This window comes from Corynebacterium sp. ACRPJ (assembly GCF_022347345.1).
GTDB lineage: Bacteria > Actinomycetota > Actinomycetes > Mycobacteriales > Mycobacteriaceae > Corynebacterium > Corynebacterium tuberculostearicum_D.
Window position 1 is genome coordinate 86,665 of the sequence record NZ_JAKRNC010000012.1, and the last position, 12,082, is coordinate 98,746.

Annotated in this window: 10 protein-coding genes; 2 read left to right on the forward strand and 8 right to left on the reverse strand. The window is 57.1% G+C overall.

The features are described 5' to 3' along the window. Positions 1–20 precede the first annotated feature (20 nt). Positions 21–1,124 carry an isochorismate synthase MenF gene (locus MHY08_RS09240; protein ID WP_239236380.1) on the forward strand — a complete coding sequence of 368 codons (1,104 nt, stop codon included), beginning with the start codon at positions 21–23 and terminating at the stop codon, positions 1,122–1,124. A 216-nt stretch (positions 1,125–1,340) separates the two neighbouring features. Here the strand turns inward: MHY08_RS09240 and MHY08_RS09245 are convergent, their stop codons facing one another. The 8 genes from MHY08_RS09245 to MHY08_RS09280 form a co-directional block, all read right to left on the reverse strand. After that, positions 1,341–2,150, reverse strand: a complete 810-nt coding sequence (locus MHY08_RS09245; protein ID WP_198492937.1) for a fumarylacetoacetate hydrolase family protein — start codon at positions 2,148–2,150, stop codon at positions 1,341–1,343. A 175-nt stretch (positions 2,151–2,325) separates the two neighbouring features. Beyond that, a complete protein-coding gene (locus MHY08_RS09250) occupies positions 2,326–3,345 on the reverse strand; it encodes a 3-isopropylmalate dehydrogenase (RefSeq protein ID WP_239236381.1) in 1,020 nt (339 codons plus the stop codon). Positions 3,346–3,462: 117 nt separating this feature from the next. After that, positions 3,463–5,049 (reverse strand): phosphoglycerate dehydrogenase, encoded by a 1,587-nt coding sequence (serA, locus tag MHY08_RS09255; RefSeq protein ID WP_239236382.1) that lies wholly within the window; start codon positions 5,047–5,049, stop codon positions 3,463–3,465. A 63-nt stretch (positions 5,050–5,112) separates the two neighbouring features. Then, the gene (locus MHY08_RS09260; RefSeq protein WP_239236383.1) at positions 5,113–6,060 is read right to left on the reverse strand and encodes a hypothetical protein; all 948 of its coding nucleotides are present in this window, start codon (positions 6,058–6,060) and stop codon (positions 5,113–5,115) included. Beyond that, complete coding sequence (locus tag MHY08_RS09265; RefSeq protein WP_204609314.1) at positions 6,008–7,798, reverse strand: DUF262 domain-containing protein; 1,791 nt, start codon at positions 7,796–7,798, stop codon at positions 6,008–6,010. The genes MHY08_RS09260 and MHY08_RS09265 overlap by 53 nt, the downstream gene beginning before the upstream one ends. Positions 7,799–7,910: 112 nt before the next feature. After that, positions 7,911–8,924, reverse strand: a complete 1,014-nt coding sequence (gene ilvC, locus MHY08_RS09270) for a ketol-acid reductoisomerase (protein ID WP_239236385.1) — start codon at positions 8,922–8,924, stop codon at positions 7,911–7,913. 99 nt (positions 8,925–9,023) lie between these two features. Beyond that, entirely contained in the window at positions 9,024–9,542 is a 519-nt protein-coding gene (gene ilvN / locus MHY08_RS09275) for an acetolactate synthase small subunit (protein ID WP_239236386.1), read from the reverse strand. Between the two features lie 2 nt (positions 9,543–9,544). After that, the gene (locus MHY08_RS09280) at positions 9,545–11,395 is read right to left on the reverse strand and encodes an acetolactate synthase large subunit (RefSeq protein ID WP_239236387.1); all 1,851 of its coding nucleotides are present in this window, start codon (positions 11,393–11,395) and stop codon (positions 9,545–9,547) included. Positions 11,396–11,702: 307 nt separating this feature from the next. On the opposite strand from MHY08_RS09280, the gene MHY08_RS09285 reads away from it, so the two are divergent. Then, positions 11,703–12,082 (forward strand): PH domain-containing protein (locus MHY08_RS09285; protein WP_239236388.1); only part of this gene is annotated, 380 nt, incomplete at its 3' end.

The window sequence follows — 12,082 nt, forward strand, 5'->3', positions numbered from 1 at the left end:
AGGCACTAAGCTAGATCCCCATGCACGAAGACAGACCAAGCACCGCCCCCGATTTTTTGCTTTCGCGAGCAACGGGGTCTGTCCGTACCCAAGGTGCGCGCCACACTTTTAATGACACCGACGCAGCGGTTTCTGCCCTGCGCAGCAAAGATGTTGACATGGTCGTCGGTGCGATTCCGTTCGACTCTGACACACCCGCCGCGCTAACGGTGCCGGAGGCCATCATCCGCGAAGAGGGCCCCTTGGAGCCGCACGCCTACTACCGCAATAAAAGCCTAAACTCGCGAGTGGTCGGATTCGATCCGGAACCCGAAGAGCACCTACGCCGCGTAGAGGCGGCCATCGGCACGATCGAGACCTCCAAACTGGACAAGGTGGTTTTGGCCCGTGCCGTAGATATCGAATTCCCTGAGGCTATTGATCCGCGCCTGGTCGCGGCACGCCTTATCGACCTTTCCGCCAACCGCGATGGCTTCATTGCCGATCTCTCCCCTGCTGGGCGGCCGGGCGCGATGCTAGTTGGTTCTTCTCCAGAGGTTTTGGTCAAGCGTCAGGGCTCGACGGTGTCTGCTTTCCCCTTGGCCGGATCGTCACCGCGCCGCGCCACAGCGGCTGAGGATCACATCGCAGGCCAAGATCTCTTGCATTCTGCCAAGGATCTCCACGAGCATTCCTTTGTAGTGGAACACCTGCGCCGGGTGCTTAGCCCATTATGCGAGCGGCTAGATATCCCGGACGCCCCGCAACTTATTAGCACCAATGAGATGTGGCACCTAGGCACGCCAATTTCCGGAACGCTCAAGGATAAAGACTTGACCGCTCTTGAACTTGCCTTGGCAGCACACCCCACACCGGCCATCTGTGGCACTCCAGCAGAGGCCGCCCAAGCCCTCATTGAGACTGCAGAAACGGACCGTGGATTCTATGCCGGAGCGGTGGGCTGGTGCGATAGCTCCGGCGACGGCGAGTACATGGTGGCCATCCGCTGCGCGGAAGTGGCCGGCGATGGACTTTCCGCGCGTGCTTGGGCCGGCGGTGGCATCGTAGGCGATTCCGATGCCCATGCCGAGCTGGAAGAAACCACGGCCAAGCTGCGCACCATTTTGAAGGCACTTAGCCTCTAGCCCACACGCTTGGCGACGAGCACGACGTCGCTTTGGTGGTGCGCACACGCGCCTTCCCCACATCCAATGCCGAGGGCGGTGCCGGGGTTAAGTCCCGCGGCGTAATCGACAAGGGTCTCATTGGGGTTGCCCGATCACACCCGCCCAGAACTCTGGTAGTGTTCCCCCATTTCTTCGGAGGTGGGTACGCAGGCGCGGTGCTCCTAGTGGCTTGGGTTATGCACGGTGGATGGAATTGCGCAGGGTGCCGAGGCCTGGGATCTCGATTTCGATGGTGTCACCTGGGACCATAGGAGCGGTACCAGCTGGGGAGCCGGTGGTGATGACATCGCCGGGCAGCAAAGTGTAGGCAGCGGAGATCTCCTCCAAAATGCCGCCCATTTTCACAATCATCTGGTCCGTATTGGAATCTTGCTTTTGCTCGCGAGAACCCTCGTGCGTCAGGTAGGCATTAATCTTCTGATCGTCCAGATTCAAACTATCCAGATCGGTTTCGATCCACGGGCCGAGCGGGCAGAAGGTGTCAATGCCCTTGGCACGAGCCCATTGACCATCCTTAAACTGCAGGTCGCGGGAAGAAACGTCGTTGCAGATGGTGTAGCCGAGCACATGGTCTTTCCAGTTCTCGGCCTTGATATTCTTCGACGGCTTGGAAATGACCACGGCTAGCTCGCCCTCAAACTCGACGTTGGTGGCGTAGTCCGGAATCTTGATTGCAGCATCCGGGCCAATGACCGCGGTAGATGGCTTAATGAAGATGGTGGGAGGGAGACTATCGGCAGACTTTTTGAAAACCTCGGCAACGTGGTCCGCATAGTTGCGGCCAAGTGCTACCACCTTGGTGGGAAGGGTCGGCGCCAAGAGGCGAACCTCGTTAAGTTTCCACTCGCGGCCGGTTGGCTCCGGCGGAGTAAAGGGCGTGCCGGCAATTTCCTTTGCTACTAGCTCTTCCATTGGGGCGTCTTTTGGCCCATCGATAATGGCGAAACAGATTCCTTCTGGGTGTGCAATTCGTCCTAAACGCATAGCGGCAATCCTACTCAATCGCCTCCTTCACATGTGTGCAAAGGGTACGGTGTTAATTAGTTAATTTGAGTAAATTCCCATTGTCCTTTAATCACCGTTGCTAACCCCAGTGCGGACTACGCCAGGACGCGGGGGTTGGGGACGTCGGCAAGCACCCAGCGCAAAAAGCCCGCTTCTATTCGACGAGCAGCTTGGCGATTCGGTCACCCACTTCGACGGTCTTTACCGGTTCGGCACCGCGGCGGGCAACATCCTGCGCCACCGCATCCTCAATCCGCTGCGCATTAGACTCATCGCCCAGGTGACGAAGAAGCATGGCGGCGGACAAGATTGCCGCCGTTGGGTCTGCAATCCCCTTACCCGCAATATCTGGCGCAGAACCATGCACCGGCTCGAACATGGAAGGATTCGCGCCTGAGGCATCGATGTTTCCGGATGCAGCAAGGCCAATACCGCCAGTTACCGCGCCCGCCAAATCGGTGAGAATGTCTCCAAAAAGATTATCGGTGACAATGACGTCATAGCGCGCCGGATCGGTCACCATATAAATGGTTGCAGCATCAATATGCTGGTAATCCACCCGAACCTCTGGAAACTCGGCGGCGACTTCATCAACGGTGCGCTGCCACAACCCACCAGCATTGACCAAGACATTTGTCTTGTGCACCAAGGTCAGATGCTTACTGCGCTGCGCTGCCCGCGCAAACGCATCGCGCACTACACGCTCCACGCCGAAACGAGTATTTTGCGATACCTCGCTGGCCACCTCGTGCTCAGTACCCTCACGCAAGGTACCGCCGTTTCCGCAGTACAAACCCTCGGTACCTTCGCGCACCACAACGAAGTCGATATCGCCCGGTTCAGCGAGCGGCGAGGAAGCGGTGGGATAGAGCCTGGAGGGGCGCAGGTTCACGTGATGATCCAGCGCAAACCGCATCTTAAGCAACAGCCCCCGCTCCAGAACGCCAGGCGGCACCTCACCTGGGGCGCCAATCGCCCCCAACAGGATCGCATCGTGTTCGCGCAGGCTCTTCAAATCAGCGTCCGTGAGAAGCTCCCCATTGCGCAGATAACGCCGCGCACCGAGGTCATACTCGGTGGTCTCGATATCGGAACGAACGGCACCCAGCACCTTGAGCGCCTCGGCCGTCACTTCTGGTCCAATTCCGTCGCCGCCAATCACCGCAAGTTTCACTGTATAAGATTCCTTTCTCACAGAGTGGATATGAGATTACCTTAGCAAAAGAAACCCGCACAGCGCAGGAAATTACCTAGCACCACGCGGGTTGAGATTCTGTTGCAGTCCGCAGCCTTATGCCTCCATGTTCAGCTGTTCACATTCAGCGCCCAAGGCCGCATTAATTTCGGCGATGAGCTCCTCTGGCACCTCGGCTTCCACGCGCAGAATCAGCACAGCATCAGATTCCTGTTTACCGTGCGTCAGAGCGGCCGCCACGATGTTGATTCCCGCAGCACCCAACTTGGTACCTACCGTTCCCAGTGCACCAGGGGCGTCCGCGTAGCGGAAGAAGAGGTTGCGGCCGGTAGCACGCATATCTACGCCACGACCGTTGATGCGAATGAACTTTTCGGTTCCATCGACGCCGATAAGTGCGCCGGTGAGCGAGGAGATCTCGCCATCAGCACCAATGACCTTCACCTGCAGGGAAGAGCGGTGCCCCTTGGACTCCGTATTAGTAGATACCTCAACCTCTACCCCACGACTATGCGCGATCTGCATTGCATTGACAAAGGTCACCGGTTCCGAAGTCACGCCGCTAAACAGACCCCGAACGGCAGAAAGTCCTAGCACCTCCACGCCTTCGGTAGACAACTCGCCACAGGCCTCCACCTCGACGGCAACGGGAGCCTGCCCCAAAAGGCGGCCAGCAGTAAGTCCTAGCTTGCGGGCGAGGTCCAACCAACCAGCAACCTCTTCTCTCACTGGCCCGCCGGAGACGTTGACCGCATCCGGGACGAACTCTCCTTCGAGCGCCTTCAAGACAGACTCCGCGACATCGGTTCCCGCACGGTCCTGGGCCTCTACAGTGGAGGCGCCTAGGTGCGGGGACACGGTGACTTGCGGCAGCTTAAAGAGCGGAGAATCAGTGCACGGTTCCGTGGCATAAACGTCAAAGCCCGCACCTCGATGATGTCCCGACTCGATAGACTCAGCCAGAGCCGCTTCATCTACCAAACCGCCTCGCGCTGCGTTAATGAGAATCTGTCCTGGCTTCGCCTTGGCCAAAAGTTCCTTATCAAACATTCCGGTTGTCTCCGGAGTCTTTGGCAGGTGAATGGTCACGAAATCCGAACGCGACATCAGCTCTTCTAGCTCAACTAATTCCACGCCCAACGCTGCCGCGCGAGCCGGGTTGGCGTACGGATCGTGCGCGATAATAGTTGTCTCAAAGGACTTCAGACGCTGGGCAAAGAGCTGGCCGATGTGTCCAAAGCCAACAATGCCGATGGTCTTTCCGTAGACCTCTACGCCCTTGAAAGAAGAGCGCTTCCACTCCCCTTCGCGCAGGGACTGGTCGGCCGCTGGTATCTGACGCGCCGTCGCTAAGAGCAATGCAATTGCCTGTTCACACGCAGAGTGAATATTCGATGTTGGCGCATTGACCACCATGGCACCCTTGTCTGTGGCCGCCGGAATATCGACATTATCCAGTCCCACCCCGGCACGGCCCACAATCTTGAGCTTTGTGGCCGCCTCCAATACCTCTGCGTCAACGGTTGTGGCAGAGCGCACCAGCAAAGCCTCTGCCTCCGGAACCGCGGCGAGGAGCTCGGCACGATTCGGCCCATCCACCCAACGGACCTCAACAGAATCCCCCAAGGCCGTAACCGTGGACTGGGCTAATTTATCGGCAATAAGGACTACCGGCTTCGACATATCTTCCTTCGCTTAAGTGAAATGCGGTGCACGCGGGTTGCCCGCGTGTCAAGGAAGTGTAGTTCAGTCAGGAGTGCCCTGCTTGATTTTTGCCTTAAATTCTTTCACTCGACCGAATTCCGGCCCCAAAGCTACTAAGGCGCCGTCCTCAAGGCCCGCAACAGCAGCCATGCTGTGCTTATCCGCTAGCGGATCGGCAGTCGGCACGACCAAAACTCTTCCACCGTAGGCTGCCGCAGTAATAACGTTCGCGATGGGACTATCCTTAGTGGCAACGATATTTGGCGCCATCTGACCGTCCCTGCGGGACTGTGCTGGGATGGGTTGGCTCTTTTCCTCTCCGGCATCAAGTTCGCCTTCATACGGCACCCAGGCAGGACGCAGCTCCATTTGGGGAGTCTTATCCAGCCGTGCAATATCTTTTACCATCTGCTCCGGCGAGGCTACCACCTTGGAACCATATTGGAATGCCGTGAACTCCCCCAGTGCTTTATGCGTTCCTGGATCCTTGATCACGCTGAATTCACCAGAGGTTTTCGTCCACGGCACGTCACCTACTACCACCAAGCGCCTTACTCCCAAGTCCGTGAGCAACTTATGGATCTCCAAACGCCTAGCATCGTCATACTGCACCGCTGGCAAATGCTGGTTTACCGCCAAGGTTGCTGCACGAAGAATAGACTTATCGTCCGGGGCAAAAAGGACAAGCGAATCCGAATCTTCAAAAAATAGTCGGCTGGCTTCAATTCCAATGGGGTCATTAACAATGACCAACTTGCCATCAAATTTCGGATCAATAAGACGGTTTTGGTTTTCCGCCTTGGCCTTGCTGAGATCGATTTCGGACTCATCCAGATCGGACAGACCACGCCTGACCAGCTTGGATTCTGTGACCGGAGTGCCACAGGCTGCTAGTGCAAGAGAAGCAACAAGCACTGTAGCGGCCAAGCGCACAGATTTAGCGATCAAAAGCTTGCGGACCTTCCTCTCCACCAAAAAGGTTTGCTTCATCCACATCGCGGATAACGGGTTTACCTAAAGCATATTCCACGATGCCCAAGAAACGGTGACGGCGGTCCGCAAGGAATTCACGCGGCTGTGACGCCCGCAGGAAATCCAGGTTCATTTCGTGGGATGCTAGCACCTCATCAAATTGCGCATCTTCCATGATGGACTTGGACTGAACGCGAGGTAGGTAGCGGTTGGGGGCGAAACCGTCGAGCACTACCTCGGTTCGCTTGCCCATCGGGGTGTAGTTCATCACCGACTCAGCCAAGACGGGATCAACTCCGTGACGCTTGCACCAATTTAGCGGGAATACAGGGAAAAAGCCTGGCTTGAGCTCTTCAAAGGTATGCCGGGTGAAGGCCTTTCCGGTGCGCCAGTCCTTCGCGCCGCGCGCCATGAGGAGGGCATAGAGTCCGTGCCATACGCCATCTTTGCCATCTACGGAAAGCAGCCGGGATTCACGGAAGGTGGCATCAGCGACGGTCTTCGGCGTCTCGTCCGTTGCACCGGCTACCCATTCGGTGACCTCATCTACGTCGCGAGCTGCACGCAGCTGCACTGCAGAAGAGCCGTAGAGCTCGCCAAAGACGCCACACCAGAACCATTGGTTGATGCGGTTCCAGGACTGCTCGGTAGAAAGCGCTCCCCCGCGCTTGGCCAAGCGGGCGATAATGACTGCCAGGGGAACAATCTGCTCATTAAACGGAACCTGATCCATGCTGAGGATGCACCGCTCCGCCAAGAACTCTGATACCTCACGGAAGGTAATGCGCAGATCGTTGGCTGCCGACTTGTACTCCGCCAATGACAATTTCAAAATATCCTCGCGCTGGCCACCTGCACAGCCCTTTTCACCGGAGACCAGAAGCGATACAGCGGAGAGAAACTCGGTGCGCCCAATTCCGTCCAAGGCTGGGGATTTACGCAAATCCTTTTCCACTTCTTGCCAATCAGCGGCCAAGTGGAAGCTGGGATCCTCAGAGGCAAAGACGGCAGTTAGGAGATCGAATACGTCCATCTGCAGGCCGGCCGAGTTCGCTTGGGCAAAAATCGAGCCGATGCCGGCTCGCTCCGTCTCGCGGGAAAGTCGAATCATTGGCAGGTCATAGCCGGACAAAGGTCGAATGATGCGATTGTTAAAGGCGGCCAGTTCCGCGCTATATTCCTGCTTAGTCGCCGCAAGTTCAAAAAGCATGCCGACGCCGTCTTCACTCAGCAGAGAGGCCACGGGAATGCACATATTCTCTAGCGCATCTTCGCGCGTTAGGATTTCGCTCTCAATTGCCGGTGCGAAGTGCGAGCAAATCTTGCCGTCTTGATTGACTGCGAAGATGGCATCATCCGGCATAAGATTGCCGCGTACGGCTGCGCGGATATCGATAAAGAAGCGGCGGTGAATCTTCTTCTTGCGGAAGTCAGTGGTATCTACAAAGCCCTCGCCGTTAAAGCAGTGATACAGGGTGGTCAGGCGCTGCTGCCCGTCTAAAAGGAGCAAGCCGGGGTCGACGCCAGTGTCAGGTGCGCCCGCAAGGGCACGGGGACGAAAGCGCATCTTTTCGTTTCGGGTGTCAAGAGCCATGAGCGCGCCGATGGGATAACCGCGCAGCACGGAAACAATAAGAGATCGAATACGATCTTCATCCCAGGCATAGCTGCGCTGGAAGTCAGGTAACTGGATATCCCCGCGATCAATTCGTGCAAAAAGGTCTTTGAGATCATAGCTTGGCGTCGTAAAACCCATGGCCCTCATCCTACTCCCCGCACCGGAGTTTTACCTGACACAAATAAGGCAAAACCCACGGTAAACATGCCTGTTCACCGTGGGTGTGCGCTGCAGACGCCGCCTTTTATTCCTAGGCAGTAGCATCCAGCGGGTTCTTGACCCAGCTCATCAAATCGCGCAGCTTGGTGCCAGTCTTTTCAATTTCGTGCTGCGCAAATTCCTCACGCAGACTCTCCAGCTCCTTGTTGCCGCCCTCAATATTGGCCAGCAGGCGCTTGGTGAAGGTGCCATCCTGGATATCGGACAAGATACCCTTCATGCGCTGCTTGGCATCGGCATCAATAACGCGAGGGCCAGAAATGTAGCCGCCAAACTCGGCGGTATCAGATACCGAGTAGTTCATGTTGGCAATGCCGCCCTCAAACATCAGGTCCACGATGAGCTTCATCTCGTGCAGCACCTCAAAGTAGGCCATTTCTGGCTCGTAGCCAGCCTCAGTCAGAACCTCGAAGCCGGTGCGAATCAGAAACTCTACGCCACCGCACAGGACAGCCTGCTCGCCAAAGAGGTCAGTAACCGTCTCTGCTTCAAAGGTCGTCGGGATAACGCCGGCACGCGCACCGCCGATGGCTGCAGCATAAGACAGGGTCAGATCGTGGCCTTCGCCCTTAGGATCCTGTTCGGTCGCAATCAGGCACGGAACACCCTTGCCATCAACGAACTGGCGGCGAACCAGATGGCCAGGCCCCTTAGGGGCAACCATGCCGACGGTGACATTGGCCTGTGGTTCAATCAGCTTAAAGTGGATATTCAAGCCGTGCCCAAACAGCAGCGCATTGCCGTCTTCCAAGTTGGGGGCAATTTCATCTTCAAAGATCTGCTTCTGAGAGGTATCTGGTGCCAGCAGCATGATTACGTCTGCCCACTTGGCAGCTTCTGCAACGGTCTTGACCGCAAAACCGGCTTCCTCGGCCTTCGCCGCCGACTTGGAGCCTTCACGCAGACCAATAACAACCTCGACGCCGGAATCGCGCAGGTTCTGCGAGTGCGCGTGCCCCTGGGAGCCGTAGCCAATAACGGCTACCTTGCGACCCTGAATGATAGACAGATCCGCATCATCGTCGTAGAAGGTTTCAATAGCCATGTCGTAGTCCTCAATTCTGTAGTAATTGTAAGTTCAATGAATTAACGTCCCACCTAGCACTATACCACTGTGCGAGACGGAGTGACCATATAGTGGGATTTAATTTCGCGGGGGCGCCATCGCCTTGGGACCACGCCCCAAGGCCACGTCACCAGACTGCACCAGCTCGAGCACACCGAATGGCTCCAGGACATCGAGAAGGGCCGCCAGCTTTCCAGGGGTACCGGTAGCCTCCACCACCACTGATTCTTGTGCCACGTCTACCACGCGGGCACGGAAGATATTAACGGCATCGACCACCTGCGGCCGGTTGGCATTATTCGCAGCCACCTTGACCAGCATCAGGGCTCGCGCCACAGTCGAGTCTGCTTCGAGCTCCACCACCTTGATGACCGGCACGATCTTGTTGAGCTGCTTGGTTACCTGCTCCATAATCCTTTCGGAAGCATCGACCACGATAGTCAGCCGGTTAATCCCTGGATTTTCCGTCTGGGCAGAAACCAGCGAAATGATGCTGTATCCACGCCGGGAAAACATGCCCGTAACGCGCGACAAAAGCCCCTCTACGTCTTCTACCAGGACCGACAAAGTATGCCGGGAAACGTCACTGGGTGCCATGCCTATACCTCCTGGATAGTCTCGTCGATATCGGCAGGAGTTTCTGCTGCCGATTCATTTTCATCAAAAAGCGGGCGCAAGCCACGGGCATATTGAATTTCTTCGTTAGAAGCCCCACCGCCAATCATTGGCCAGACCTGGGCGTCCTCACCAACGATAAAATCAAGGACCACTGGGCGGTCATTGATTGCGCGGGCCCGTTCAATGGCCGGCACTACTTCTTCCTCACAGGTGACTCGGATGGCCTCGCATCCCAGCGCCTCTGCCAAGCGGACGAAGTCTGGGGTATAGACATCTCGTTCTCGCAGCTTGGTATTGGAGTAGTTCTCATTAAAGAACAGTGTCTGCCACTGACGGACCATGCCGAGGTTGCCGTTGTTAATGACGGCAACCTTAAACGGAAAGCCCTCCACTGCCGCGGTGGTGAGCTCCTGGTTGGTCATTTGGAAGCAACCGTCACCGTCAATCGCCCACACTTCTTTATCCGGGCATGCTGCCTTAGCGCCGAGGGCCGCCGGCACGGCATAGCCCATGGTGCCGGCACCGCCGGAGTTGATCCAAGAGCGTGGATGCTCAAAATCAATGAACTGTGCCGACCACATCTGGTGCTGTCCCACACCGGCACAGTAGATAGCCTCAGGACCTACGGTTTCACTGAGCTTTTCCAACACAAATTGGGGATTGAGCTGCCCATCCGGAGTGGGATCATAGCCACGGGGGAACCGTTCCTTGAGCCCATCGAGGTACTCCCGCCATGGGCCTACTCCCGGAGATTTCACCGCGGAGTTCTTACGGTACTCCTTTAAGAGACCGGCCAACACGTTGCGGGCATCACCCACGATCGGCACGGCAACGTCGCGGATTTTCCCAATTTCAGCCGGGTCAATATCAGCATGAATTACCTGGGCCTCAGGGGCAAAAGTGGAGGTATCACCGGTTACTCGGTCATCAAATCGCGCGCCGATAGTAATCAACAGGTCAGCTCGCTGCATCGCCGCAACTGCAGGGACGGTGCCATGCATGCCCGGCATGCCCATGTGGAGCGGATGAGATTCCGGGAAGGAGCCTAAGGCCATGAGCGTAGTCACGACAGGAATTCCGGAAAATTCCGCAAACTCGCGCAACTCCTTGGCTGCCTCGGCCTTGATGACACCGCCGCCGGCATAGATGACCGGCTTTTCTGCCTGTGCAATGAGCTCAACCGCTTGCGTGATTTGGCGATGGTGCGGCTTGGTCGTCGGTTTATATCCAGGCAGTTCAAACGTAGCCGGGAAGGAATAGTCCAATTCACCGTTTTGCACGTCCTTCGGGATATCCACCAAGACCGGCCCCGGACGGCCCGTAGAAGCCAGATGGAATGCGGCTGCAATGGCAGCTGGAATCTGGCCCGGTTCCGTCACAATGTAGTTGTGCTTGGTAATCGGCATCGTCACGCCGCGAATATCGGCCTCTTGGAAGGCATCGGTTCCCAAGAGGTTGCTGCCCACCTGGCCGGTGATGGCGACGATGGGAACGGAGTCCAGGTTGGCGTCGGCAAGCGCTGTCACCAGGTTGGTCGCACCCGGCCCGGAGGTGGCAATGCATACGCCCACCTTGCCGGAAGCTTGGGCGTAGCCTTCGGCGGCGTGGCCGGCCCCCTGTTCATGGCGGGTGAGCACGTGCCGCAGCTTGGTCGAGGTGTGCAAAGCATCGTAGAGAGGAAGCACGGCACCGCCTGGAATGCCGAAGACGAGATCGGTTCCCAAGTCTTCGAGAGTGCGGACAATGGCATGGGCACCACTCATCCGCTCCGGAGCGTGGGCGCGTGAGGCTGCAGCCACCGAAGCGGGCGTGGGCGAAGTTGTCGTAACCACGGTTAATGTGCTCCTTGAATTGGTTTATTGCAGGTCCTGATCATCATCGGTATCGGCCCCAGATATGAACAAAGCCCCCGCGGGCTTGTCTGTCTGCGGGGGCGAAAAGCGTCGACGTCGTGAGGCACCGCGGTCACCACCGCGTTGGTACTACCTGAAGTCGAATAATGATCATGGGCCTGACTATACATTGATAGGTATTGCACTCGTGGCAATTGCCCCCTTTTGGGATCCGATTCCCACCTGGTGAGACACGCCTGAAAATAGGTTCGCCCTTGCCCGCCTTAGTGAATTAGGCTTGCACACTATGACTCCACCACCTAAGGACAACAAACCTCGTCGGTCCACCACCCAGGCAGAGGTTTTCAAGCCATCCCGCGACCACATCTTGGGCATCCTCATTCTGTCCGCCATTGCTTTGCTGAGTATCGGATGGGCCCCCAAATACCTCGCCTGGCTGTTCATTATCCCCATCCTCGGATTGTGGTGGGTCATAAAATCCCGCACCAAAGTCTCCGAATCTGGAATCGCTATCTCCTACGCATTCCGGAAAAATATCCAGATCGCATGGGACGATTTTGCCGGAATCGGCTTCCAACGCGCCCGCGCCTTCGCCCGCACCAAGGCCGGCGCGGAGCACAACCTGCCCGGCGTGACCTTTAACTCGCTCCCGCGACTTTCGGAGGC